This is a genomic window from Arthrobacter sp. AB6, from assembly GCF_031844545.1.
Taxonomy (GTDB): domain Bacteria; phylum Actinomycetota; class Actinomycetes; order Actinomycetales; family Micrococcaceae; genus Arthrobacter.
On the sequence record NZ_JAUZVL010000011.1, the window covers coordinates 16,320 to 40,821 of the forward strand.

Here is a 24,502-nt window from a genome sequence, read left to right on the forward strand (position 1 = left end):
ACCGACGGAGAAGGTGACACAGGTTGCGACGGATCACTTGTCGGCGTCGGAGCAGGCTCAACGGCGGAGGCAATACTCGCCAGGCCTGGGCCGGCCACCAGGGAAGCGGCCAGGAAAATTATCCCAAGGGACTTCCTGACGGGGCGACGGGACTGAGGCAGGTTCCGTTTCATATTGGCTCCGGAGACAATGAGGCGCTCCCACGAGCCCTCATCTGGGTTGCTGTTCCGGCCGGTTCCCCAGGAACCGGACGGACAGGGATTTTGACACTTAACGCGCTCACCATAGCACCGTGTTGCTGGTGGAAACAGTGGTGCTGATGGTGCATGTGTGGATCCTGTGGCTATCTTGCGCTTATCCACAGACAATCCTTATGACTTGGCAGCGTGTTGTACGGTGCCTAGTCTTTATCCCAGTTGCACTGCCTCCGCCGGGGGCGGCAGTTGTATGGGGGAACATATGGACGCTCTGGGAATTGTCGAGGACGAGGTCCGCGAGCTGATCCGTCGTCGAGGGCTGGATCCGCTGCACCAGGCTGGTGAGGTGCGCCGGCTTGTTGAAGCAGCGGTCACGGACTACGACGAACGAGCGCTCATGGGACCCCTTCCTCCCATAGGTCCGCTGGACGCAGCGCGCAGGTTCCTCTTCGATGCCGTTGCGGGCTTCGGCGTGCTTCAACCACTGCTCGACGATCCCTCAATTGAGGAGATTTGGCTCAACGCGCCCAATGAAATCTTTGTGGCCCGCAACGGCGAATCGGAACTTACCTCCCTGAGCCTCACCGAGCAGCAGGTTCGGGACCTGGTTGAGAGGATGCTCAAGAGCTCAGGCCGCCGCCTGGACATGTCGTCGCCGTTTGTGGATGCAGCACTTCCCGATGGCTCCAGGCTCCACGTTGTCATTCCGGATGTGACCCGCAAGCACTGGGCAGTCAACATCAGGAAGTTCGTGGTGAAGGCCAGCCGCCTTGAGCATCTCGTTGAGCTTGGCACACTGACGCCGCAGTCAGCCCGTTTTCTTGGCGCGGCAGTATCAAGCGGCCTCAACATCCTGGTCTCGGGCGCTACCCAAGCCGGCAAGACCACGATGCTGAACTGCCTGGCAGCGAGCATCGGCAGCCGGGAACGCGTGATCACCGTTGAAGAGATCTTCGAGCTGCAGTTTCCCCTGCGCGACGTCGTCGGCCTCCAATGCAGGCAGCCGAACCTTGAGGGCAAAGGTGAGATTCCGCTTCGCCGGTTGGTGAAGGAAGCACTTCGCATGCGGCCCGACCGGCTGGTGGTGGGCGAGGTCCGTGAGGCGGAGAGCCTGGATATGCTCATTGCCTTGAACAGTGGCCTTCCGGGCATGTGCACCGTCCATGCAAATTCAGCACACGACGCAGTCACCAAGATCTGCACCCTGCCCCTGCTCGCGGGTGATAATATCTCAAGCGCCTTCGTTGTCCCCACAGTCGCATCCTGCATCGACCTGGTGGTGCACTGCAGCCGGCACGCCAACGGGCGGAGGGAGGTCACCGAGATCCTGTCCTTGGGCCGCCGGGTGGAAAACGGCATCATCGAATCCTCCCCGGTGTTCTCCATGGTGGACGGCGCCCTGCAGGCCAGGGCCAACTCGATGCCTGCCGTTGAAAAGTTCAACCGGGCAGGCTACGACGTCGCGGCGTTGCTGGATCCGCGATGACGTCAGCATTGCTGGGGGTAACGGCAGGGACGGGTCTCTTTCTCATCTGGTGGTCCTGCTGGGAGTCTCCGGAACAAGGTCCGCGGGTGCGGAAGGCCAGCCGCCTGGCCGATCTTCTCGCCTCTGCAGGCGTGGACAAAGTATCTCCAGGTGGGTTGTTTGGTACGTGCATGGGCCTGGGGCTCTTCACGGCCTTGGTGTTCTACGCCGTCAGCCGTTCCTGGCCCATTGCCGGCTGCTTCGCGCTGTTCGCAGCATGGCTCCCCGTCAGCGTCCTGCGCTGGAGGGCGAAAAAGAGAAGCGCACTCTTGCGCCAGCTGTGGCCCGACGTCGTCGATCACCTCCGCTCCGCGATACGCGCCGGTCTGCCACTGCCAGAGGCTCTGATTCAGCTGGGAGACAAGGGCCCCGAAGAGCTGCGGCACGTCTTTCGGGAATTCGGCGCCGACTATCGCGCGGGAGGCCAGTTCGATGCGTCGCTCAACAAGCTCAAGCACCGGCTCGCGGACCCTGTCGCTGATCGCATTGTCGAGGCCCTGCGCCTCACCCGGGAGGTCGGCGGCTCCGATCTGGGGAAGCTGCTCGGTACGCTGGCTGAATTCCTTCGTGAAAGCGCCCGCACCCGCAGCGAATTGGAGGCGAGGCAGTCCTGGACCGTCAATGCTGCGCGCCTTGCTGTCGCCGCCCCGTGGATCGTCATGATCCTCCTGGCAACACGGCCGGAAGCAGTACAGGCGTACAACACGGCTATAGGCGCGGCAGTCCTGCTCGGAGGACTCGTGGTTTCGCTGGTCTGCTATTCCATCATGCTAAGGATCGGCGCCCTGCCGCAGGATGAGCGGGTGTTGAGATGATCGAAATTTCGCCAGCGGCAGTTGTATGTGGGGCTGTACTGGGCATCGGCCTATGGCTCGTCGTCTTTAGATCCCCGCTCATGCGTGCCACCACCCTGACGGAACGCATCGAGCCGCAGCTGAAGTCCCAGAACCTCGAATCACGGCTCCTGAACTCCGCAGAGCAGAACCTGACGCCCTTCGGGCCGCTCGAAAGGATACTCCGCCCGGTCTTCCGTGACGGCATGGCCGCGCTGGGAAGGCTGAACCCCTCACCGGGAGCCACCGCGCGACGCTTGGCACAGGCAGGAATCAACAAGTCTTCCATCGACTTCCGTGCGGAGCAGCTCCTGTGGGCTGTTGCCGGCTTCGTGGCCTCCCTTGGCATCATCCTCATAGGAGCAGCAGCAGGGAGGTTCAGCCCCTTGTTCGCGGCTGTGGCAATCCTGGGCAGCGCCGTGGGCGGCTTCATGCTCCGTGACTATTGGCTGGGCGCCCAGGTCCGTCGGCGGGAAGCACGAATGATGGCGGAGTTCCCGAGTCTCGCCGAACTGATGGCGCTCGCCGTCAGCGCAGGGGAGAGCGCAACCGGAGCGCTCGAGAGGGTCTGCCGCAGTGCGAAGGGGGAACTGTCCAAGGAGTTCTCCAACATTCTTGCCGAAACCCGGGCCGGCAAGCCGTTGGTGACGGCACTGCAGGAATTTTCCGGCAGGACGGATCTGGCGCCACTGGTCAGGTTCGTTGACGGCGTCATCGTGGCAGTTGAGCGAGGCACACCGCTCGCGGATGTGCTTCGTGCCCAGGCCCAGGACGTGCGGGATACAGCCAAGCGGGACCTCATGGAAGCTGCCGGCAAAAAGGAGATCGCGATGATGGTGCCGCTTGTTTTCGGCGTGCTGCCCCTGACCGTGGTCTTTGCCGTTTTTCCCGGGCTTGCAGCCATCAACCTGGGTTTTTAGGAAGGCAAGGGACCGGAATGCAACAAGCTCAAAGAATCGAATCAGGAAGAGGACGAGAAATGAAAACCATGGGTAACCGCTGGGCATCCATGCTCCTGGCCTTAGGCACCCTGCTGGGCGCCGGCCTTCGCCCAGGAGGACGCCCCGTTGACAACCACGAGAGGGGAGACGTCCCGGGGTGGGTCATGATCACCTTGATGTCAGCAGTCCTGGTGGCCGCGCTCCTGGCACTTGCCGGACCGGCACTCGAAGCGATGTTCAACCAGGCGATGGATACGGTCGGAAGCTAAACGGTGACGCGGTCTTCCCGTCGCGCCGGCCAGGCCAGCAACAAGTGCGGGCTGCCCGGGGCGCCGGAGCAGGGCTCGGCAGTGGTGGATTTTGTCCTGGTGGGAGGACTCCTCACCATGTTCTTCCTGGCGATTATCCAGCTGACCTTGATCATTCACGTTCGCAATACGTTGATCGATGCTGCGGCCTCAGGGGCCCGTTACGGAACCCTCGCGGACCGGGGAGCCCCTGACGCAGAGGAGCGGACCCGCGGGTTGATTGGCGCGGCGCTGAATCCCGGATTCGCCGAACACGTCAGCACGAGCGAAGCGACCATCCAGGGGTTTCGCACCCTCGAAGTGACGGTACGGGCTCCCATGCCCGTGATCGGTCTTATTGGTCCCCGGGAGATGCTGGAGGTGAAGGGGCATGCGGCGGTCCAGCCATAAATCCCTCTGGTTCCCGTTCAGTGCCAGGCTGGCCGCGGCACTTTGCCGGATACCGCGGGAAAGTGGTGCATCACAGGAACCTGCCCGCCAGCACGAACAGGGGAGTGCGGTGGTCGAATTCACGTTCCTCGCCCTCCTGCTGATGGTGCCGCTGGTCTACTTCGTCATCACCGTGGGGCAGATCCAGGGCGGCTCCTTTGCCGTGGTGGGCGCTGCCGACCAGGCCGCGAAGGTCTATGTGGCCCAGCCTGACGGGGCAACAGCACAGGCCGCAGCAGAACAGGCTGTCGCCGTCGCACTTTCCGACTTTGGCCACCGGCCTGAGGAGGCCAGCGTTGCCACATCCTGCAATCCCGCAGACTGCCAGGCCGCAGGCACCGCGGTCACCGTTACAGTAACCTTGGCCGTGCCCCTGCCGTTCGTGCCCTTCAACGAAGGTTTCCGCCTGGCCGCGAGCGAGGTGGAAGCGTCCGCGACGCAACTGGTGGGCCGGTTCCGGTGACCGCCAGGACGGTGACCGTCAAGAATGTGACCGCCAGGACGGTAACCACCAGGACCGCAGGAGGCGAAGGCGGCCAAATGATGGTGATGATCCTCGGCTATATAACCTTGGCGCTGCTGGTGGCCACGGTGGTGATTGGCATTTCCTCCGTTTACCTGGAGCACAAGCGGCTGCTGTCCCTGGCCGACGGCGCCTCCCTGGCTGCTGCGGACAGCTACACCCTGGGTGAGGTGGAAACGCAGGGCGGCAGCCCGTCGGCCACGCTCAATCCCGCCCGGGTCCGGAGCGTCGCAGCCGACTTCCTCGCAAGGAGCCCCGCCTCCCAACGTTTCCACGGCCTCGCAGTCGCCGGGGCAACAGGCAGTCCCGACGGTGCCACCGCCGTCGTTGTGTTGACCGCTGCAGTCCATCCGCCGGTGGTGAACTTCCTGGTGCCCGACGGCATCAGGATTGAGGCGACGTCATCGGCCCGCTCAAGGCTGACGCGCTGAGTGCCCGGACGCGCAGGAAGGTACGCTGCCGGGCCGCCCACTCATGCACGCCGGCGCCCTGCCCCGGATAGCGTAGGCTTAAACAACCATGGCCAATATTGATTTTTCCGCTGAAATCCGCGCTCTTCGCGCCACCTACGAGTCCATTGAGCGGGTCTCTGACGTAGAGGCGCTCAAGGAAGACATCGCTGAATTGAGCGAGCGGGCGGGCGAACCGGACCTCTGGGACGATCCCGCAGCGGCCCAGAAAATCACTTCCCGGCTCTCACACCGTCAGTCGGAACTGGAACGCCTCAACAACCTGGTGTCACGGATCGACGACCTTGAGGTCCTGGTGGAGCTGGGGCAGGACGAGGACGACGCTGCTTCGATGGGGGAGGCCGCCACTGAGCTGGAGTCCATCAAGAAGGCCCTGAAGGAACTCGAAGTGGTCACCCTGCTTTCCGGTGAGTATGACGAGCGTGAGGCCGTCGTATCCATTCGTGCGGGTGCCGGCGGCGTGGATGCTGCCGACTTCGCCGAGATGCTGATGCGCATGTACCTCCGTTGGGCTGAACGCCACGGCTACCCCACCACGGTCATGGACACCTCCTACGCGGAGGAAGCCGGTCTGAAGTCGGCAACCTTCGAAGTCAAGGCCCCCTACGCCTTCGGCACGCTCAGCGTCGAGGCGGGCACCCACCGGCTGGTCCGCATCAGCCCCTTCGACAACCAGGGCCGGCGCCAGACGTCCTTCGCCGCCGTCGAAGTGATTCCGCTCATCGAGCAGACAGACTCCATCGAAATCCCGGACAACGAGATCCGTGTTGACGTGTTCCGCTCATCCGGCCCGGGTGGCCAGTCGGTCAACACCACCGACTCCGCCGTCCGCCTCACCCACATCCCCACCGGCACCGTGGTTTCCATGCAGAACGAAAAGTCCCAGCTGCAGAACCGCGCCGCCGCCATGCGCGTCCTGCAGTCCCGGCTCCTGCTCCTCAAGAAGGAACAGGAAGACGCCGAAAAGAAGGCGCTGGCCGGCGACGTCAAGGCGTCCTGGGGTGACCAGATGCGGTCCTACGTCCTGAATCCGTACCAGATGGTCAAGGACCTGCGGACCGAGCACGAGGTGGGCAACACCTCTGCGGTGTTCGACGGCGAGATCGACGACTTCATCGACGCCGGGATCCGCTGGCGCACCGACAACCGGAACGCGGCAAAATAGGCCCTCCGGCCGCAGGCTCCGGGGCCCAATTAGCCGACACGCCCCCGAATAACAGCGTGATACGCGGATACTCCTGCGTATAGTCGAGGGGCCGGGGCCCTACTTCCCCCAAACGAAAACCCGCGCACCGGCTGCAGAACTGGGCTGCATCAGAATCAGCCATGCCCTGCAGGGTACTTAGGGCCATGATCCGATTCGAAAATGTCACCAAGGTCTACGACCACAAAGCCCGGCCTGCGCTGGACTCCGTCAACCTTGAGATTGACCGCGGCGAATTTGCGTTCCTGGTGGGCGCATCCGGCTCCGGCAAGTCCACCTTCCTCCGGCTGGTGCTCAAGGAAGACAGGGCAACATCCGGCGCTGTTTACGTCGCCGGACAGAACGTTGCCAAGATCTCAAGCTGGCGCGTGCCCAGGCTCCGCCGCGGAATCGGCGTTGTCTTCCAGGACTTCCGGCTCCTGCCCCAGAAAAACGTCTTCGCCAACGTAGCTTTCGCCATGCAGGTCATTGGCAAGAGCCGCAGCGTCATCAGGGACACAGTCCCCGAGGTCCTGAAGACCGTTGGCCTCGAGGGCAAAGAGCACCGCATGCCACACGAGCTCTCCGGCGGTGAACAGCAGCGCGTGGCCATTGCCCGCGCAGTGGTCAACAGGCCCGGAATCCTCCTGGCCGACGAGCCCACCGGAAACCTGGACCCCACCACGTCGATGGGCATCATGGGAATCCTGGACAAGATCAACCAAAACGGCACCACCGTGGTGATGGCCACGCACGACGACGACATCGTCAATGAGATGCGCAAACGCGTCGTTGAGCTCAAGAACGGCATCGTCATCCGTGACGAAGCAAGGGCCCTCTACACCTCCATGATTCCGGTCGTCGGCAAGTCGCGCAGGCTCAAGGACGCCAGCGGCCGGGAAAATCCCGAAGCGGGCACGCCGGGCGAAGCCGAGGGACAGCGATGAGGCTCGCGTTTATTCTCGGTGAGATCGGCAGCGGACTCCGCCGCAACCTCTCCATGGTGGTCTCCGTCATCCTGGTCACGTTCGTCTCGCTCACCTTCGTGGGCGCGGCCGGCATGCTGCAAATGCAGATCAACCAGATGAAGGGCTACTGGTACGACAAAGTCCAGGTGGCCATCTTCCTGTGTAGTGAAGGGTCGACGGCGGCGGGTTGCGCCAGCGGGCCAGTCACCCCCGAGCAGCAGGAGAGCCTTAACGCCTTGCTGGAATCGCCGGCGGTGGCGCAGTACATCAACGACTTCCAGTTCGAGTCCAAGGAAGAGGCCTACAAGCACTTCAAGGACCAGTTCTCGAATTCGCCCATCGTAGATTCGGTCACGCCGGACCAGCTCCCGGCATCCTTCCGCATCAACATGAAGGATCCGGAAAAGTACCAGATCATCAGCGAGACCTTCTCTTCGCAGCCCGGAGTGGAAACGGTGATTGATCAGCGCCAGCTCCTTGAGCGCCTGTTCTCGGTCATGAATGGCGCCTCTTTGGTGGCCGTCAGCATCGCAGGCGTGATGATTGTGTGCGCCATCCTCCTGATCGCCACCACCATCAGGCTGTCCGCCTTCAGCCGCCGCCGCGAAACGGGCATCATGCGCCTGGTGGGCGCCTCCAAGACAGTGATCCAGCTTCCCTTCATCCTGGAAGGTGTCATTGCCGCCGTCATTGGGGCGGCGTTGGCCTCCGCCACGCTCTGGGCCGTGGCCCACTTCTTCCTGGGCGACTACATGGCCCAGCAGTACCCGGACACAGCCTTCATCTCCGCCGGCCAGACGCTGATCCTCGCGCCGGCGCTGATAATCCTTGGTGGATCCTTGGCCGGAATTTCGTCTCTCTTGACCTTGCGCAGATACCTTCGCGTCTAGGTATGCAAACCGAACAAGGAATGCCCATGAACTTAACGGACCAAACGTCGCCGCGACACCGGCTGAACAGCCGCCGCATGGCGCACCGCAAAAGCATTCTCAGCGGCCTGCTGGCAGTCGTCCTTGCCGCGGGCCTGGCCTCCTCCACAGCCCCGGCCTTCGCTGACGAGCTGGAAGACAGGCAGCGGGCGCTGGAAGCGGAGGCGGCCCGCGTCCAGCAGTCCCTGGAATTCGTCGATTCGCGCATTGCCAAGGCGGCCAGCGACCTGGTGATCTACCAAGGCCAGTTGCCTGGCGCGCAGCAGGCACTGCTTGAGGCCCAAGGGCGCGTGGCCGGTGCCGTCAAAGAGGTGGAGGCGCTCTCCGCCCGCGTGGACATGGCGCAGCAGAACAAGGCCAAGATCACCCAGCAGCTTGAGACGGACAAGCAAAAGATTGCAGACACCAAGAAGCTGATCGGCCAGATCGCCACGCAGGCCTACAAATCCGGCGGCGTACCGTCCAACCTGTCACTTTTCTTCGGGGCCAACAACGGCGGCAGCCTCACCGAAACCATGGACCTGGCGGACCAGGCCATGCGGAGCCAAAACGCCGCCATGGACAAGCTGTCGCAGCAGAACGCTACCAACGTGAACTCCGAAGCCCGGCTCCAGGCCGTGGAAGCCGAGATCAAGGACCTCAAGGCCAAGGCTGACGCAGCCCTCGAGCGGGAGAAGGCGGCACGTGATGAAGCGGCCGCCCGGAAGGAAGAAGTAGACCGCCTGATCGCCGACACTACCCGCCTCGACGCCGAACTCCAGGCGGCCAAGCCCGGCATCCAGTCCCAGCTCGCAGGTGTGCAGGCCAGCCAGAACGCTGTGGCCGCGGAAATCCAGGAACGCGACAGGAAACTCCGCGAAGCCTGGGAAGCCGAGCAGCGCCGGCTGGCGGCGGAAGCTGCCGCAGCTGCCGCGGCCGCCGCGGCAGCGAGGAACCAGCCGCCGCCCCCGGTGCAGCCGTTTGTGCCGCCTATTGGATCGCCGTCGGCCTTTGGTCTCCGGCACCCTTTTGATGGCAGCGTTCCCATCACGTCCGGCTTCGGCTGGCGGGCGACGCCGCCGGGCACCATCGACTTCTACGGCCAGGGCGGGTACTTGCACACCGGCATCGACTTCGGCGCCGCCTGCGGCACGCCCGTCTATGCGGCAGCGGCGGGAGAGGTCTTCAGTTCGGGCTGGAGTTCCGCCGACGGCGGCGGCTGGCGGGTCAAAATCTCCCACGGCCTGGTCGAGGGCAACACCCTGAACACCATCTACTACCACAACGCCAGCATCGTGGTGTCGAACGGGCAGCGGGTCTCGCAGGGGCAGCTTATTGCCTACTCGGGCAATACAGGGAACTCCACTGGCTGCCACGCCCACTTTGAAACCTGGCTGAACGGCACCGCCGTGGACCCGATGCGCCTGCTGTAGCGAGGCGCGCGGCCTGCCGTAGACTGGTATGACTCCGCGCCGGCTGGGCCGGCGGACATCCGATTCTTGAACTGAGGAGCTTTCCCTTGCCTAAAGAAAGTGGCCGTAAAGTGGTGGCCACCAACCGTAAGGCCCGGCATGACTACCACGTGCTGGATACTTACGAGGCTGGAATCGCGCTCATGGGCACCGAAGTGAAGTCCCTGCGGGAAGGCCACGCCTCCATGGTGGACGGGTTCTGCACCTTCTACAACGACGAGCTGTGGATGGAGGCCATTCACATCCCCGAGTACAACCAGGGGAGCTGGACGAACCACGCCGCCCGCCGCCGCCGCAAGCTGCTGCTGCATCGCGAGGAGCTCATCAAGATTTCCCACAAGGTGCGGGAATCGGGCTACACCATTGTGCCGCTGCAGCTGTACTTCGTTGACGGTAAGGCCAAGGTGGAGATCGGCGTGGCCCGCGGTAAACGCGAGTACGACAAGCGCCAGACCCTCCGCGAGCAGCAGGACAACCGTGAGGCGCAGCGTGAGATGCGGGAACGCAACCGCCGCCGCTAGGAAGCCGCCGCGGGGAATGAATCCCGCGGATCATGCGTTACTATAGGTAGTCCGGAGGGGAAGCCCGCCGGTTTGGTAACAAAATACGGGGATGATCGGTTTCGACGATGTTAGTCGCGACAGGTGAAGCGGGCCGAGGATGCAGAATTATCTCGTAAACGCTGTCTGCAAACCAATAAGTGCCGAATCTAAGCGCACTGACTTCGCTCTTGCTGCCTAAGCAGTAAGACAGTCCGTCAGCCCGAGGTTGCTATCGCCCCGGATCCTGGCGTCATTTAGATAGCCACTGCTGCTTACCCCCGTCATCGGGGTGAGCGGGACTCTTAGATGACTGGGCCCGGATCAGCCAGCTGTTTGCAGCATGGCTGGGGCCGAGAAAATCCGACGCAAACTGCGCCCGGAGAAGCCCTGACAACACGACATCGGACGGGGGTTCAATTCCCCCCATCTCCACATTTTGAAAAGCCGCAAGGCACACGGAAAGACCCGCACATCCCGTCCGGGTCTTTCCGTGTTTAAGCGCTTGGCCAGAAGGAACGGCTGTTCACCGACGGCGTAGCCCGTCCGGGACTAGCCGCCGCTGGCCTTGGGTTGTCCCCTATAAGATCCGGCGTCGCGGACCCGGCTGGCCCGGGCCAGCCGGAGCAGCCAGGAGGTGCCCCATGAACCAGATGCGCGAGCCGAGTCCAGAAGTGTTCGACGACGGCCTGCTGGACTCATATTCGGAGACGGTCATGCGGGTGGCTGAGACCGTTACGCCGCACGTTGCGGCCATAGAAATGACCAGCACCCGCCGGAACGGCCGGTTCCGCATGGGAGCAGGTTCCGCGGTCCTCTTTACCGAGGACGGCTATCTCCTGACCAATTCCCACGTGGTGGCCGGCACCAGTAAGGGCCATGCCGCATTTGCCGACGGCAGCCGGACCGATCTCGAACTCGTGGGCGTTGATCCCTTGTCGGATCTCGCCGTGGTCCGCGGCAAAGCACCGAGGGTGGCCCCCGCCCGGTTCGGCGATGCCGAGACACTGCGTGTTGGCCAGCTGGTTATCGCAGTCGGGAATCCGCTCGGGCTGGCAGGATCGGTCACGGCCGGAGTGGTCAGCGGCCTGGGCCGTTCCATTCCGGTCTGGGCGGGCGGCAACCGGCGGGTGATCGAGGACGTCATCCAGACCGACGCGGCCCTTAACCCAGGCAGTTCCGGCGGCGCCCTGGCAGACGCGCACGGCAGGATCGTGGGCATCAACACGGCGGTGGCCGGCGCCGGGCTGGGCCTTGCCGTGCCCATCAACACCACAACACGGCGGATCATCGCAGCCCTGCTGAACGACGGGCGGGTCAGGCGCGCCTACCTTGGAGTGGTCAGCACCCCCATCCGGCTGAACGCCAGCGCAGTGATCAGGACAGGCCAGCGGGAGGGGCTAAGGGTGGTGGAGGTGCTGGCCGGATCACCCGCAGGCCGCGCGGGACTGCAGGCGGGCGACATCATCCTCACAGCCGGAAGCCGCGCCGTCAGCAACGCTGAGGGCCTGCAGAAACTGCTGTTTGCCGATGCAATCGGCCAGCCGCTGCAGATCAGGGTGCTGAGGCACGGCAGGGAAGAGGACGTCGTCGCCGTACCCGAAGAGATGCAGGCAAACGGTCAGTAAAGCTACCGGCGCTTCTTCAAGTGGGCCACCGGGTCCTGGGCGCCCTCAGGGTTCTTCGCCTTCTTTTCGGCGCGTTTTTCCTTGATGGTCTTGACCGGCTTCTTTGCCAGGTTCTGGTGGGGTGTTTTGTCAGGCATGGCGTGCTCCTTACAGCAGTGGGACGGGCTGCGTCCCACTTCGTAAGTTACGCCTAATCAGCCCCGAATGTAATGGCCCGGAATGGCCCGAATCAGTCGGGAACAGGTACGTCGGCGATGCCCACAAAACGTGTCCCAACGCCGTCGAACTCGCTGCGGACGTAGCCTTCGCGCACGCGGGGAACCTCTTCTGGAGTATGGTGCCCGCACACCACGTAGGTGAAGTCCGGCCACCATTTCTTGGGGCGGGCGGCTTCCTCGTAACCGCAGACTGCGCATTCCAGGTGGACCCACACAGGGCGTTTGCCGGTGCGGTTTGCGCGGGACTGGACCAACCAAGGCGGCGGGTTGTCCATGATTTCACCCAGCTCGGCCTCCGTCATCCACTTCGGAAGGCCATGGCGCTGTGCCATCTCCATCGGTACATCAAGGGCAATGGCCGCGTCGCGTCTGCTAATCATCACCATCCACGATACGGGAGCCCGCCAAATCAGCGCCTTGCCACCACAGCTGAAAAGACAGCCAACGCTAGGACATCATGGCAATCCCGGCAGCTGCGGCACCAAAACCCAGGACCAGGTTGGCCGCGAGATTCGCTGCGGCAGCGCCGAATCGTTCCTCGCTGAGCAGCCGCACCGTGGCCGTGGTCCACGAACTGAAGGTGGTCAGCCCGCCGGCCAGGCCCGCCGCCAGGCCGGCCTGCCATTCGGCACCAAGCCCCAGCCCCGCAGTGATGCCGTGCGCTGCACCGATGATGAAGCAGCCCGCCACGTTTACCAGCAGTGTGGCCCAGGGCCAGTGCAGCCTCCCTGCGCTGCCTGCGGCGCGTGTACTGCGGGTGGAGCTATGGTGCGCAAACCAGCTGTCCACGCCGAAGCGGAGAAGGGCGCCTGCCACGCCGAATATTCCTACCATGACCGCCGCGATCACCGGCGGACCCCGGGGCGCCGGCCAACAAATTTCCCGGCCCGCCACCCCGCGCCGGCGGCCGCAAGTCCAAGGAGCAGCGACAGTGCGAGGTAGGCGGCCCACACAGCATGCTGCCCGGCCCGGGCCAGCTGGTCCACGGAAAAGACCACGGCCGAGAATGTGGTGAAGGAGCCCAGCAGGCCAGGCCCCAGTCCGGCCCGCAGCCAGAAGGCAGTCTGCGGCCGGGCCATCCACACGGTGGTGAGGGCGGCCAGGACAAAGCTGCCGGCCACGTTGATGCCCAGGGTGGCCCAGGGAAAGGCACCGGGCAGTTCAGGAAACGCAACAGCCAGGCCGTACCGCAGCTCGGTGCCGATCAGGGCGCCGGCCGCCACCGCAAGCCAGGCGCGCAGCCCTACGCCGGGAGTCTTCAGCCGGCTCACACCCTGGGCAAGTCAGCGTCCCCGAGGAGGCAGCCGGGGTGGGGATGATCGCTGTGCACCCACAGCGCCGACGTAACCTCGTCAGCGAGGTCGTAGTTCCGTTCGCGGCCCGAATTGCTGATCCGCACCACCAGGGCGCCGCCGAAGGGCCGGCGGCCCACCACCTCAACTTCGGCGTCGAGGTCTATCTCTTCGGCGGCGAGGTAGCGCAGCAGTTCCGGGTTGTCGTCGCTGATCCGGGTAATCCGCCCGGTGTGGCCTTCATCGAGTTCACCCATAAGGTGCGCTCGGGGCATAAACACTTTGCCATCCGCAGTGGGAATCGGATCGCCGTGCGGATCCCGCTGCGGGTTGCCCAGCTTGGCTGCCACCCGTTCTATGAAGATGTCCGAGACGGCATGCTCCAGCAGTTCGGCTTCGTCGTGCACCTCGTCCCAGCTGTACCCCAACTGCTGGACGAGGTAGGTCTCGATCAGCCGGTGGCGCCGCACCATGGAAAGGGCAAGCCGGAGCCCGGCGTCGGTGAGCCTGATGGCACTGTACGGTTTGTGATCCACCAGGCCTTGGTCCTTCAGCTTGCGGACCATTTCCGATACGGAGGAATTGGCCACGCCAAGGCGCTGCGCGAGCTGGGAGGACGTGATGGGCTTGTCCTGCCATTCGGTGAATGAGTAGATGACCTTGACGTAGTCCTCGATGGAGGAGGAGGGCGCGCTGGTCTTCACGGGACCAAGCCTACCGGCTCGCCGCCGCCATGCGGGGAGTAGCGGGGCAGGGAGTGGCGGGCATTCATGCCCTCACCGCCCGCCAGGCCAGTGTCAGGTATGGCAACTCCAGTTCCTCGCCCGGCGCATGTCCCAGGTGCTCATGCAGGTACCAGTCGAGGTTCGCCAGTACTTTCGCCCGGGTGGCCTCGGCCGCACGGAGGTAGTAGCTGCGCGACTTTGTCAGCTCCATCAGGTCCGTGGTGGTGACGGAGTCCCGCCAGTGCGTAAGGTGGCCTTCGAGCCCCTCGAACTCAGGGCCCACCAGCGGCCGGAAACCGGGTTTGTAGACGTCCCCGGCGTGCATGATCCTCGAGAGCCGGTGGACCCAGGGGACGGACGTGTCCAGCTGGTTCCAGACCAGGCCTAGAGTTCCCTGCGGGCGGAGGACGCGGGCCAGTTCCGTGCTGGCCCGCAGCGCATCGCACCAGTGCCAGGCCTGGGCCACGGTGACGACGTCGAACGCTGAATCAGGCAGGCCGGTGGCCTCCGCGGTGCCCAGGACAGCCGCGGCGCCGGGATAGTGTTCCGCCAGTTGCCCGAGCATGTCGGCTGAGGGGTCCACCGCGGTGACAGAGAGACCAAGGTCCAGCAGCAGTTCAGTGAACTTGCCGGTGCCGGCACCAACATCGAGCGCATCGCGGGCGCCCTGCGGGACCAGCCACTGGGCGGTCTCCGGGGGATATCCGGGCCGCACCTGCTGGTAATGCTTGCCGCCATCCTGGAAGCTTTGGCCCAGTTCCCGGCGTCGGCCATGATCCAGCTTGGGGCCACCCCGTGCCACGCGTGGCCTCCTTCGTCAGGTCTCGTTGCTACCTTCCGAATTTACCGCACCCGCGCCGGTGTCGCGGATGGCCGCCTTCAGTCGTGCCGCAGGTCAGTCGTCGATGCAGGGGGCGGCGCCGGCCGTTCCCGGCGTGTTGGGAGCCCAATGCGGGTATGTGCGGTTGTCGTTGGCGGGAACCCAGCGGCCCGCATCCACCACATAGTCCCAGCCGAGCCCCTTGCTCCGCAGCTCACGGATTCCTGCCAGGAGCCGCTGGGCATCGTCAAGCCGGGATCCCACGCCGAAGCTGGCACGGAGGGAACCGGACGGCAGGCCCAGCCGCTTCAGCAGCGGGTGGGCGCAGAAGCGGCCGTCGCGCAGGCCCACGCCATGCTCTGCTGACAGGTACGCCGCCACGAGTCCGGCGTCGTATCCTTCCACCGAGAAGTTGACCACCCCGATGGTGTCGGTATCCGGGTTCGTGTCCTTGAAGATCTGGTGGACAGTCACGCCGTCGATTCCCTGCAGGCCTTCCACCAGGTAGGAACGGATGGCTGATTCGTGTGCGTGCCAGCGGTCCTGGTCCAGCGCAGCGATGACCTGCGTCGCACGGGCCAGGGTAGCCGCTCCCAGTACGTTCGGTGATCCGCCCTCGTGGCGGGCCGGACCCGTTGCCCAGCTGACGCCGTCGAGCCTTGCCTCCTTGACGGCGCCGCCGCCGGCCAGGTGCGGTGTTCCGGCGTCGAGCCAGTCCGGCCGCCCCACCAGCACGCCGGCCCCAAAAGGCGCGTAGAGCTTGTGCCCCGAGAAGGCGATGTAGTCGACGTCGTCAGCGGTGATGTCAATGCGGCGGTGCGGCGCCAGCTGCGCCGCGTCCACGACGATGCGCGCGCCGTGCTCGTGGGCGAGTGCGGCGAGGGCACGGATGGGAAGGATTTCGCCCGTGACGTTGGACGCGCCGGTGACGGCGAGCAGGCTTACGCCGCCGTGCTGCAGTTCGGCACGCACGGCCTCAACGGTCCCTGCGATGGTATCGGCCGCCACGATGCTGCGGTGGGGGACACCCTGCCATGGCAGCAGGTTGGCGTGGTGCTCAATGTCGAGGTACAGGACGTCGCCGTCGGCCTGGCCGTCCGTGCCGGGCAGGCAGCCGGCCAGCAGGTTGAGGGAGTCGGTGGTGTTCCGGGTGAAGATCACAGAATCGTCCGGGCGGCCGCCCACGAACTCCCGGACGATCGCACGGGCATTCTCGTAGACCGAGGTGCTGATCTGGGAGGCGTAGCCCGCTCCGCGGTGCACGCTCGCGTAGAACGGCAGGATTTCGTTGAGGTAGGCGGACACTACGGAGAGCGCCGGCGCGGACGCGCCGTAGTCCAGGTTCGCGTACCGCACGTGCCCGCCATGGATCAGGGGAGCCTGGATTTCCGCGCCGGTGACTGCCGCCAGGGGACGGCCGGCTGCTGCATGGTGCTGGTCGAAGCGGGCTTCCGGTCCGGGCTGTGCTGCGGCTTCAGGCTGGATTGCGGCGTTGGGGGAGACGGTGGCTGTTGTCACAGAGACCTCACTTTGAAACAGGACTCCGCTGGGGGAATCCGCGCTTGCCGCATCCGTTCCGGACCGGCCTGGTCGTCACCCGGGGCACCCCACCGCGAATGGAGGGTTGCCGGCCAGCAAACCGGGGTTTAGCGCTGGCACTCGTGACCTGCTTAAGAGCGTAGAACATAGCCTGTGCAGGCTAAAAGCCCGCCGGAATGTTAAGGGCTTTGTTACGTGCACTTGAAAAGGGCTGCATTAGCCGAAGATAACGACGGCGGACGCCTCCTTTCGGAGGTGCCCGCCGTTGATTGTTCGGAAGAGGAGGGTCAGAGGAGGTCGTCCAGGTCCGGGTTCAACCGGCGCAGCACCTCCGAGTGCAGGATGGAATTCGTGGCCAGTGCGTTGCCGCCGAACGGGCCGTCCTCGCCTTCCAGCGATGTGAACCGGCCGCCCGCTTCAACCACGATGGGCACCAGGGCGGCCATGTCGTAGAGGTTCAGTTCGGGCTCGCAGGCGATATCCACCGAGCCCTCCGCCACCATGCAGTACGACCAGAAGTCCCCGAACGCCCTGGTACGCCACACGTCCTCCGTGAGGCCCAGGAATTCGTTGAGGTTCCCGCGCTCCTTCCAGCCGCCAAGGCTCGAGTACGAAAGGGAAGCGTCGGACAGTCTGGAGACGTTGGATACCCGGAGCCGGGTTGCGGCTGCCAGGGAACGTCCCATATAGGCGCCCATGCCCTTGGCCGCCCACCAGCGCTTGCCCAGTGCGGGGGCACTCACTACGCCCACCACCGGCTCGCCTTCGTCCACGAGGGCGATCAGGGTGGCCCAGACCGGAACGCCGCGGACAAAATTCTTGGTGCCGTCGATGGGATCGATGATCCACCGCCGCGCGCCATGGCCGGTGCTGCCGAACTCCTCGCCGAGTACGGCATCGCGCGGACGGGAGCGGGAGAGCTGGCCGCGGATGGCTTCCTCGGCCGCCTTGTCCGCATCGGTGACCGGCGTCAGGTCCGGCTTGGTCTCGATGTGGAGGTCCAGCGCCTTGAAGCGGCTCATTGTCTGGTCGTCCACAGAGTCGGCCAGGACGTGGGCCAGGCGCAGGTCATCGTTGTAGCTCGAAGCGGGTTGGATCATGGTTCCAAACTACCGTCTGCGCGCCGTTCTGCCGGGAACCCGGCCCTGTCAGTTGACGCTGCCCAGCTCCTTGGCCTCCTGGGCTTCCATTCGTGGGTCCGTCCCCAGCAGCCGCCGCAGGGAGGCCAGCCGTGCTGCACCGGTGGGCCCGGCATGGCCCCCCGCTACCCATGCATCCAGCCCGCAGTCCACGGCGATGGCTGTGTGCTTGCAGCCGCGCTCGCAGTCATCCGTGCCGGGGGAGAGGTCCGGGAACGAACGCAGGATCCGGTCCGGGTCCACGTGGGCCAGGCCGAAGGAGCGGATGCCGGGGGTGTCGATGATCCAGCTGCCCGAAGGCGCGTCCGCGAGGCGCAGGGCGAGGGCGGACGACGATGTATGCCTTCCCCGGCCGGTTACGGCGTTCACCCCGCCGGTGGCCCGTTCGGCTCCGGTCAGCGCATTCACCATGGTTGACTTGCCTACGCCGGAATGCCCCAGCATGACTGTTACTTTCCCGTCGAGGTAGGTCCGGAGCTCCGCGACGGCGGTCCTGTCCAGGCGGGCGGACAGGCCGTCGTCGGAACGGGCGTCCACGCCCGAGGCCTGCGCATCCGCAGTCCGGCTGATGATCACCGGGAAGTCCAGGTGGGTGTAGTTGGCCAGCAGCTCCGCGGGATCCTTGATGTCCGCCTTGGTGACCAGCAGGATCGGCTCGATACCGGCGTCGTAGGCGGCCACCAGGGCGCGGTCGATGAAGCCCGTCCGCGGCTCGGGGTTGGCAGCCGCCACCACAATGACCAGCTGGTCAGCATTGGCCACCACGGCACGTTCCACCGGATCCGTATCGTCAGCGCTGCGCCGCAGGAGCGTCTTGCGGTTTTGGATTTTCACCAGCCGTGCCAAAGTGTCCGGCTCGCCGGAGACATCACCCACGAGTGATACAAAATCGCCCGCGACCACCGGGTTCCTTCGCAGTTCCCTTGCCCTGGCGGCAATAACCACACGCTCGTTGCCCGAGTCCTCACCCACCACGGCTGTGTAACGGCCACGGTCAACCGTGATGATCCGGCCGGTGACGGCGTCGTCGTGGCTGGGCCTGTCCTTGGTGCGGGGCCTGGAGCCCTTCTTGCTGGGCCGGATCCGGACGTCGGATTCGTCCCAGGAGTCAGTGCTCCGCGCCACCGCTGGAACCTTCCGCCCCCGCCTCGGGGGTGCCGTCCTGCGCAAGCATGTCCGCCCACAACCGGGGGAAATTCGGCATGGTCTTGGCGGTGGTGGCGATGTCCTCCACCTCGACGCCCTCCACGGCCAGGCCGAGGATGGCTCCGGCGGTAGCCATGCGGTGGTCCGCGTAGCTGTGGACGACGCCGGCGTGCAGCCTGGCAGGCCGGATCACCAGGCCGTCGCTGGTTTCCTCGGCGTCACCGCCGAGCCGGTTGATTTCAGCCACCAGCGCGGCAAGCCGGTCCGTTTCATGTCCCCGCAGGTGGGCAATGCCGCTCAGCCGCGAGGGCCCGTCCGCCAGTGCACACAGGGCGGCGACGGTGGGGGCCAGCTCGCTGGTGTCGGCGAAGTCCGCGCCTTTGATGGCCGGTCCGCCCGTCACTGTCAGGACGCCGTCGTGCAAGGTGACCTCGGCGCCCATCCGGGTGAGGATGCTCCGCCAGAGATCACCTACCTGCTGCGTCTCTTCGGGCCAGTTGGGGATCCGCACGGTGCCGCGCGAGGCCAAGGCCGCGGCGAGGAACGGCCCGGCGTTTGACAGGTCCTGCTCGATCCTCTGGTCAAATGCCCGGATGGGTCCCGGGCTGACAACCCAGTGGTTGGGACGCGAGTCGTCCACGGCTACACCGGCTCCACGCAGGACGGCCACGGTCATGTTGATGTGGTCGAGGCTGGGCACCGGTTTGCCCACGTGTTCCAGGTGCAGGCCCTCGGTGAACCGTGCCCCCACCAGGAGCAGCGCCGAAACGAACTGGGAGGAGGCGCTGGCGTCGATAACCAGGTGGCCGCCGCGGACCTCACCGGTGCCATCCACCACAAACGGCAATGACGACGGCGTGCCGCCCTCCGTCGAGGACACTGCGACTCCCAGCGACTTGAGTGCTTCGATGATGGTTCCCATCGGCCGCTTGCGGGCGTGGGGGTCGCCGTCGAACTCGCTGGCACCCCTGCGCAGTGCTGCGAGGGGCGGGACGAACCGCATGACAGTGCCGGCGAGGCCGCAGTCAATCCTGGCCAGGGACGGGGCGGCGTCCGGGTTCAGCGGAACAACTTCCAGGTCGGGTCCGAAGGCTCCGTCCCCGGGCACCTCCGTAATGGTGGCCCCCAGCTGGCGTAGTGCTTCGATCATGAGCGCGGAGTCCCTGGAGTGCAGGGGCGCGCGCAGGCGGGACGGTCCGTCAGCCAGGGCGGCAAGGACCAGGTACCTGTTGGTTAGAGACTTGGAACCGGGCACCGTCACGGTGGCATTGACGGGCCGGGACGCGAAGGGTGCGGGCCAGTGTGGGACAGGCGTGCCGGAATCATCCCGGACGGCGGCTGCTGCGGTCATTCGTTGTTATGCCCCCGTGGCCTGCTCCACCGCGCGGCGCACGGCTTTGTCCGCTTTGTGGAGTTTCTTGTTGGTGGTCTTCCTGGCATCCGCGGCGAGGTGCGAGGCGCCCTTGCGTGCATCCGCGGCCAGGTGCTCTGCCCGCCAGGCAAGGCCCGGCTTGCCGGCTGTATCCACGGACGCCAGCAGGGCGCCTCCGCTCAGCGACAGGTTCTTGAGCAGCTGGTTACGCCGGGTGTCCCGGCCTTCCTTGCTGCTGATGTCTGCGCTGCGCCATTCGACGAACGTGTTGAGCAGGGAAATCACGGTGAGCACAGTGGCCGAAAGCCTGGAGAACTTGCCCAGCCCGAACAGCACGCCGGCACCAACCTGGGTTCCGCCGATGACGCGGGCGAGGGTCTTCTCGTCCGTCTTGAAGGGCAGCGAGGCGGCTGCCTTGCGGAGCAGCGGCGAGAGCTGCTGGGCGGTGTCGTCAGCGTTCTTGAGCTTATCCATTCCAGCAAGGACAAAGCTGGAGGCCAGCATGGGGCGGGCGAGCGTGCGGACAAAGGACATGGATTTCCTCCCGGGTGGACGAACCGCGTCGAATGCGGCGGAGTCCGTCCTAGTCTTGCACTTTTGGGGAATATTTGCCGAGCGCAGGAGGTTATGGATGTCGGATCCGGGAACACCGGTCCGCAGGTAAATCATGGGTGAAACCATGCAACAGATGGCCGGCACGGATCGCCAGAGGCAGGTCCCCGGCCGGACAAGCAGAGCGGAGTTGGGCCCTTGGCGCGCGTGTTGGACGGAATTGAAGCAGCAGGCCCGGTGGCACTGGACTCGTTTAAGTCCGAACCACCAGGGTACGGGCCGCCGCGTGCGCGGAGCCTGACAGTAGACTTGAGGGCAATGAGCACCTTGGATCCGGCCGTCTCGGCCATGTACGAAGCTTCCCCTAACGAAGCGAAGAGCAGCGTAGCCGCCGGAACAGAGGCTGCGGATTCCGCAGTTGTCCCGGTGGAGGGGCCTGCCCCGGACACGGACGGGGCCCTGGTGGACGTTTCCACTGAATCTGCGGAAGAACGCAGGCTGAGGTTCGAGCGCGATGCGATGCAGTATGTCGATCAGCTCTATTCGGCGGCGATGCGCATGGCCCGGAACCCGTCCGACGCCGAGGACCTCGTCCAGGAGGCCTACACCAAGGCTTTCTCCGCGTTCCACCAGTACAAGCCCGGAACCAACCTCAAGGCCTGGCTCTACCGCATCCTGACCAACACGTACATCAATTTGTACCGCAAACGGCAGCGGGAACCGCTCCAGTCCAACTCGGACACCATCGAGGACTGGCAGCTGGCGAGGGCTGAGTCGCACACCTCCAGCGGGCTCCGGTCAGCCGAGGCCGAAGCGCTGGACCACCTTCCGGATTCCGATGTAAAGAGGGCGCTCCAGGACATTCCCGAGGAATTCCGCCTCGCGGTCTACTTCGCCGATGTCGAAGGGTTCGCCTACAAGGAAATTTCAGACATCATGAACACGCCCATCGGCACGGTGATGTCCCGGCTCCACCGCGGCCGGAGAATGTTGCGGGACATGCTGGGGGAGTACGCCGCAGAGCGCGGATTCAAGACAGCCGCCGAATCACAGGACGCGGCAGGAAGCACACAACAGGAGAGCAGGAAATGAGCGACTGCCAGGGATTGGGCGATTGCGATGACACGCGGATGCAACGGATTTACGAGTACCTCGACGGTGCTTTGACCCGCGAGGACATCACTGACATCAAGAACCACCTTGATGACTGCCCGGAATGCACGGAGCAGTACGACCTCGAATGCGTGATCCGCAACATGGTGAAGCGCTCCTGCACCGAGGCTGCTCCGGAAAACCTGAAGAACGCCATTCTTGACCGGATCCATACAATCCGGCCGGTAGACGCGTAGGGCGGCCGGCCCGCACCGCCGCCGCTGAACAGCAAAGGACCCCGGAAGCCGTGTGGCTTCCGGGGTCCTTCGCTTGAACCGTAGTCCCTGGCATTTGCCTAGGTGTTGGGGCGCTTCCCGTGGTTCGCGCCGCCACGCTTACGGTCACGACGCTTGCGTGCACGCTTGCTCATAGCTGGCCTCCTTACTGTTGGTACTCAAAAGAGCTGCCCTCAAGTCTCGCACATCAAGTAGCTGCCCGCGAACCAGGAACAGCAGCGTGACCTGCGCCTTGTCAGCTGTGAAGGCATGCAGGCCTAGGGTTTGAGCGAGTTGCGGATCGAGATGCCGGCCTGTTCCAGGACCGTCCTGACTGTTTCCAGTGCCAGGGGGCTGAGCGGCTGCCTGCCTGCGTGCAGCCGCAGCTCCGCCCTGAGATCGTCCCGGAACCGCTGGAGCATCATTTCCGCTTCCTTCAGGGAGCGCTGGCTTTCCGGAGGCAACCGGCCGGGGACCCTGAAATCCGTCGACAGGGCAGTGGCCCGCGCCGCCTCCGCCGTGGCCGCAAGATCGGCGCGCAGGCCCCGCATGTTGCTGCGGATGTCCTCGCGGAGGTTGTCGGCCAGGCGCCGGACGGAGGCCGAGATTTCGCTCTCAACCCCTGCCAGTTCGTCGCGGCGCCGGTTCAGCTCAGCCAGCCCGGATGCTGTGATGTGGTAGTTGGTCCGGCGCCCGGCGGATTGTGTGGCTACCAGCCCTTCCTCCTCAAGTTTCCCCAGCCGCGGGTAGATGGTTCCGGCGCTGGGGGAGTAGGTGCCGCCAAACCGCTCCTTGAGTTCCTTGATGAGCTCGTAGCCGTGTTTGGGACCTGACTCAAGCAGTGCCAGCAAGTAAAGGCGAAGCGCGCCGTGGGCGAATACCGGGGCCATTAGGAGCCAGCTTCTGCATTTTCCGCCGCCGGGCCGTGGAAAATGGAGGTCTTGCCTGACACCGTGTTTGTCCGCACCAGCATGAGCTGTCCGTCCGGCCCCGCAATGGTTTCCACCTTGCCGCCGACCACTGTGTACCGCTGGTCTCCGATCACCACCGCACCGCTGGCAGACTTGGCCACGATGTCCACGCCGACGTCATGGGGCAGGCGGATGGTGAGGTCGCCGGACACCGAGTTGGCCCCGAAATCGTGCGTAAAGCCCAGGAGATCAAAGCTCATGTCTCCGCTGACGGTGTTGGCGCGGATATTGCTGAGGCGCCCGGACGCGGTCACTTCGCCGGAGACGCTCTTGGCGGTGAGGACGCCGGTGTGGTTCCGGGCGGAGACTTCTCCGCTGATGGTGTTGATGTGCAGTTCGCCCTCGGTACCGTCCGCCATGACTGAGCCGGAAACCGTGTTCAGGCGGGTCTGCCCTTTGATGCCGGACACCAGCCCGTCACCGCTGACTGTTCCCGCCTCCACGCGGACGTGGGCAGGAACGGCGATGCTGATGATGGCTGAATTTTCGCTGTTGTGGCTGACCGTCCCCATCAGGTTCTTGAACCAGCCTTGGGGGCCGTGCAACTGGTGGCGGACCTCCAGCCGGCCATCGCTCAGGGAGACCGCCACCGGGTCTCCCTGGACGTCCGCAATCTCGATCCGGGCAACTGGCTCCTCGTGCGTAACCACGTCGAAGCGGCCCTGGACCATACCCAGCTTCAGGGACGCCACGCCGTCGACGTCGATGGTCTGCGGGCTTGTGACAGTCCATTCTTGATCAGGCACGGGGGTCCTCCCAAAGGCGATATATCGTGTTGACCCTTCCAAGCTACCCGCCCAAAGAAGCAGCGTCAAGATATATCGCGAGTCGGGCCTACTCCGGGATGTCCATGCCGAGCCACTGGAACCAGCCCCGGTGAAGCACCAGCCACGCCATCAGTCCGTAACCGGCCTGCCCCGGAGTTCCCCCGTTGGCTGCCAGGTCCTGGCGCCACTGTTCGTGGTTCAGGAGAGGGGAGAAGGTGTCAACGTACAGGTGCTTGCGCCGTGTGGTGACGTCGGCGAAGGCCGTGTTCAGTTCATCCAGGCGCCTGTTCCGGTTCGGGTCCAGTGTGGGGGGCGGGCCCACGACGAAGACCTCGATGCGGTTCTGCGATGCCGAGTCAAGGATGTTGGCCAGGTTGAGCCTGCTGCGTGCGGTCGAGAGCCCAAACTCGATGTCACGCCCGGAGAGTCCGATGACCAGCCTGTTTTCGGCGTGGTCGCTGAACCGGCGGCCTGCTTCCTCGAGCCACCGCGCGGCCAGGCCTTCCGTGCCTTCCTGCGGGCAGGGGAGGGCATAGCTTTCCAGGAGCATGCTGTCCCGGGGTGTGCGGGCGAGGACGCGTCCCAGCCAGCCGAGTGCCCGGGGATCACCCAGTCCGGCCAGCAGTTCATCTCCTACAGCTGCAATGCGCAGCTTCCTGTCTTCCACACG

At 64.9% G+C, this 24,502-nt stretch carries 30 protein-coding genes, 1 other RNA gene and 1 riboswitch; of the genes, 16 read left to right on the top strand and 15 right to left on the bottom strand.

Annotation, left to right across the window (positions count from 1 at the left end):
• Positions 1 to 459 precede the first annotated feature (459 nt).
• From Q9R30_RS10550 to Q9R30_RS10615, 14 genes are all read left to right on the top strand, one after another.
• Positions 460 to 1,683 carry an ATPase, T2SS/T4P/T4SS family gene (locus Q9R30_RS10550; protein WP_311217576.1) on the top strand — a complete coding sequence of 408 codons (1,224 nt, stop codon included), beginning with the start codon at positions 460 to 462 and terminating at the stop codon, positions 1,681 to 1,683.
• Entirely contained in the window at positions 1,680 to 2,537 is an 858-nt protein-coding gene (locus Q9R30_RS10555; RefSeq protein WP_311217577.1) for a type II secretion system F family protein, read from the top strand. Before Q9R30_RS10550 ends, Q9R30_RS10555 begins: the two co-directional genes overlap by 4 nt.
• A complete protein-coding gene (locus Q9R30_RS10560; protein ID WP_311217578.1) occupies positions 2,534 to 3,475 on the top strand; it encodes a type II secretion system F family protein in 942 nt (313 codons plus the stop codon). The genes Q9R30_RS10555 and Q9R30_RS10560 overlap by 4 nt, the downstream gene beginning before the upstream one ends.
• A 59-nt stretch (positions 3,476 to 3,534) precedes the next feature.
• On the top strand, positions 3,535 to 3,765 hold the full coding sequence (locus Q9R30_RS10565) for a hypothetical protein (protein ID WP_104998422.1): 231 nt from the start codon (positions 3,535 to 3,537) through the stop codon (positions 3,763 to 3,765).
• Positions 3,766 to 3,816: 51 nt separating this feature from the next.
• Positions 3,817 to 4,194 carry a TadE family protein gene (locus Q9R30_RS10570; RefSeq protein ID WP_267895232.1) on the top strand — a complete coding sequence of 126 codons (378 nt, stop codon included), beginning with the start codon at positions 3,817 to 3,819 and terminating at the stop codon, positions 4,192 to 4,194.
• Positions 4,195 to 4,303: 109 nt separating this feature from the next.
• Positions 4,304 to 4,696 (top strand): hypothetical protein, encoded by a 393-nt coding sequence (locus Q9R30_RS10575; protein WP_311217579.1) that lies wholly within the window; start codon positions 4,304 to 4,306, stop codon positions 4,694 to 4,696.
• Positions 4,697 to 4,773: 77 nt separating this feature from the next.
• Positions 4,774 to 5,187, top strand: coding sequence for a pilus assembly protein TadG-related protein (locus tag Q9R30_RS10580; RefSeq protein ID WP_311217611.1), 414 nt, complete (start codon positions 4,774 to 4,776; stop codon positions 5,185 to 5,187).
• A gap of 88 nt (positions 5,188 to 5,275) precedes the next feature.
• Complete coding sequence (gene prfB, locus Q9R30_RS10585; RefSeq protein WP_104998419.1) at positions 5,276 to 6,391, top strand: peptide chain release factor 2; 1,116 nt, start codon at positions 5,276 to 5,278, stop codon at positions 6,389 to 6,391.
• Between the two features lie 185 nt (positions 6,392 to 6,576).
• Positions 6,577 to 7,356 (top strand): cell division ATP-binding protein FtsE, encoded by a 780-nt coding sequence (gene ftsE, locus Q9R30_RS10590; RefSeq protein WP_311217580.1) that lies wholly within the window; start codon positions 6,577 to 6,579, stop codon positions 7,354 to 7,356.
• Entirely contained in the window at positions 7,353 to 8,267 is a 915-nt protein-coding gene (gene ftsX / locus Q9R30_RS10595; protein WP_104998417.1) for a permease-like cell division protein FtsX, read from the top strand. The genes ftsE and ftsX overlap by 4 nt, the downstream gene beginning before the upstream one ends.
• 26 nt (positions 8,268 to 8,293) lie before the next feature.
• Positions 8,294 to 9,718 (top strand): M23 family metallopeptidase, encoded by a 1,425-nt coding sequence (locus Q9R30_RS10600; protein WP_104998416.1) that lies wholly within the window; start codon positions 8,294 to 8,296, stop codon positions 9,716 to 9,718.
• A gap of 86 nt (positions 9,719 to 9,804) precedes the next feature.
• On the top strand, positions 9,805 to 10,278 hold the full coding sequence (smpB, locus tag Q9R30_RS10605; RefSeq protein ID WP_009356865.1) for an SsrA-binding protein SmpB: 474 nt from the start codon (positions 9,805 to 9,807) through the stop codon (positions 10,276 to 10,278).
• 87 nt (positions 10,279 to 10,365) lie between these two features.
• Positions 10,366 to 10,734, top strand: a transfer-messenger RNA (tmRNA) gene (ssrA, locus tag Q9R30_RS10610).
• 206 nt (positions 10,735 to 10,940) lie between these two features.
• Positions 10,941 to 11,924, top strand: a complete 984-nt coding sequence (locus tag Q9R30_RS10615; protein WP_311217581.1) for a trypsin-like peptidase domain-containing protein — start codon at positions 10,941 to 10,943, stop codon at positions 11,922 to 11,924.
• A 2-nt stretch (positions 11,925 to 11,926) separates the two neighbouring features.
• On the opposite strand, the gene Q9R30_RS10620 is transcribed toward Q9R30_RS10615, so the two are convergent.
• The 11 genes from Q9R30_RS10620 to Q9R30_RS10670 form a co-directional block, all read right to left on the bottom strand.
• On the bottom strand, positions 11,927 to 12,061 hold the full coding sequence (locus Q9R30_RS10620) for a hypothetical protein (RefSeq protein WP_255428760.1): 135 nt from the start codon (positions 12,059 to 12,061) through the stop codon (positions 11,927 to 11,929).
• Positions 12,062 to 12,153: 92 nt separating this feature from the next.
• Positions 12,154 to 12,522, bottom strand: coding sequence for a hypothetical protein (locus tag Q9R30_RS10625; protein ID WP_311217582.1), 369 nt, complete (start codon positions 12,520 to 12,522; stop codon positions 12,154 to 12,156).
• Between the two features lie 67 nt (positions 12,523 to 12,589).
• Positions 12,590 to 12,991 (bottom strand): CrcB family protein, encoded by a 402-nt coding sequence (locus Q9R30_RS10630; protein ID WP_311217583.1) that lies wholly within the window; start codon positions 12,989 to 12,991, stop codon positions 12,590 to 12,592.
• Positions 12,988 to 13,413, bottom strand: a complete 426-nt coding sequence (locus tag Q9R30_RS10635) for a CrcB family protein (protein WP_234005386.1) — start codon at positions 13,411 to 13,413, stop codon at positions 12,988 to 12,990. Before Q9R30_RS10635 ends, Q9R30_RS10630 begins: the two co-directional genes overlap by 4 nt.
• On the bottom strand, positions 13,410 to 14,138 hold the full coding sequence (locus Q9R30_RS10640) for a metal-dependent transcriptional regulator (protein ID WP_104998412.1): 729 nt from the start codon (positions 14,136 to 14,138) through the stop codon (positions 13,410 to 13,412). The genes Q9R30_RS10635 and Q9R30_RS10640 overlap by 4 nt, the downstream gene beginning before the upstream one ends.
• 64 nt (positions 14,139 to 14,202) lie before the next feature.
• Complete coding sequence (locus tag Q9R30_RS10645) at positions 14,203 to 14,961, bottom strand: class I SAM-dependent methyltransferase (protein ID WP_311217584.1); 759 nt, start codon at positions 14,959 to 14,961, stop codon at positions 14,203 to 14,205.
• Between the two features lie 93 nt (positions 14,962 to 15,054).
• The gene (locus Q9R30_RS10650; RefSeq protein ID WP_311217585.1) at positions 15,055 to 16,497 is read right to left on the bottom strand and encodes an aminotransferase class V-fold PLP-dependent enzyme; all 1,443 of its coding nucleotides are present in this window, start codon (positions 16,495 to 16,497) and stop codon (positions 15,055 to 15,057) included.
• A gap of 35 nt (positions 16,498 to 16,532) precedes the next feature.
• Positions 16,533 to 16,646: riboswitch (SAM riboswitch) on the bottom strand.
• A 159-nt stretch (positions 16,647 to 16,805) separates the two neighbouring features.
• Entirely contained in the window at positions 16,806 to 17,618 is an 813-nt protein-coding gene (gene hisN, locus Q9R30_RS10655; protein WP_104998409.1) for a histidinol-phosphatase, read from the bottom strand.
• Between the two features lie 48 nt (positions 17,619 to 17,666).
• Positions 17,667 to 18,782 carry a ribosome small subunit-dependent GTPase A gene (locus Q9R30_RS10660; RefSeq protein WP_104998408.1) on the bottom strand — a complete coding sequence of 372 codons (1,116 nt, stop codon included), beginning with the start codon at positions 18,780 to 18,782 and terminating at the stop codon, positions 17,667 to 17,669.
• Positions 18,766 to 20,154 (bottom strand): 3-phosphoshikimate 1-carboxyvinyltransferase, encoded by a 1,389-nt coding sequence (aroA, locus tag Q9R30_RS10665; protein ID WP_311217586.1) that lies wholly within the window; start codon positions 20,152 to 20,154, stop codon positions 18,766 to 18,768. Before aroA ends, Q9R30_RS10660 begins: the two co-directional genes overlap by 17 nt.
• A 6-nt stretch (positions 20,155 to 20,160) precedes the next feature.
• Positions 20,161 to 20,709, bottom strand: coding sequence for a DoxX family protein (locus tag Q9R30_RS10670; RefSeq protein ID WP_104998406.1), 549 nt, complete (start codon positions 20,707 to 20,709; stop codon positions 20,161 to 20,163).
• Between the two features lie 336 nt (positions 20,710 to 21,045).
• Here Q9R30_RS10670 and Q9R30_RS10675 point away from each other — a divergent pair, with 336 nt between their 5' ends.
• Together Q9R30_RS10675 and rsrA are read left to right on the top strand one after the other, a co-directional pair.
• Positions 21,046 to 21,819 (top strand): sigma-70 family RNA polymerase sigma factor, encoded by a 774-nt coding sequence (locus Q9R30_RS10675; protein WP_311217587.1) that lies wholly within the window; start codon positions 21,046 to 21,048, stop codon positions 21,817 to 21,819.
• The gene (gene rsrA / locus Q9R30_RS10680; RefSeq protein WP_104998405.1) at positions 21,816 to 22,076 is read left to right on the top strand and encodes a mycothiol system anti-sigma-R factor; all 261 of its coding nucleotides are present in this window, start codon (positions 21,816 to 21,818) and stop codon (positions 22,074 to 22,076) included. The genes Q9R30_RS10675 and rsrA overlap by 4 nt, the downstream gene beginning before the upstream one ends.
• Before the next feature lie 98 nt (positions 22,077 to 22,174).
• Here the strand turns inward: rsrA and Q9R30_RS19350 are convergent, their stop codons facing one another.
• The 4 genes from Q9R30_RS19350 to Q9R30_RS10695 all read right to left on the bottom strand — a co-directional run bounded on the left by Q9R30_RS19350 (position 22,175) and on the right by Q9R30_RS10695 (position 24,499).
• A complete protein-coding gene (locus Q9R30_RS19350) occupies positions 22,175 to 22,249 on the bottom strand; it encodes a 50S ribosomal protein bL37 (RefSeq protein WP_369299106.1) in 75 nt (24 codons plus the stop codon).
• Positions 22,250 to 22,372: 123 nt separating this feature from the next.
• Positions 22,373 to 22,984 carry a PadR family transcriptional regulator gene (locus Q9R30_RS10685; RefSeq protein WP_104998404.1) on the bottom strand — a complete coding sequence of 204 codons (612 nt, stop codon included), beginning with the start codon at positions 22,982 to 22,984 and terminating at the stop codon, positions 22,373 to 22,375.
• Positions 22,984 to 23,811, bottom strand: a complete 828-nt coding sequence (locus Q9R30_RS10690) for a DUF4097 family beta strand repeat-containing protein (protein WP_311217588.1) — start codon at positions 23,809 to 23,811, stop codon at positions 22,984 to 22,986. The genes Q9R30_RS10685 and Q9R30_RS10690 overlap by 1 nt, the downstream gene beginning before the upstream one ends.
• 88 nt (positions 23,812 to 23,899) lie before the next feature.
• On the bottom strand, positions 23,900 to 24,499 hold the full coding sequence (locus tag Q9R30_RS10695; protein WP_104998402.1) for a GDSL-type esterase/lipase family protein: 600 nt from the start codon (positions 24,497 to 24,499) through the stop codon (positions 23,900 to 23,902).
• Positions 24,500 to 24,502: the final 3 nt, after the last annotated feature.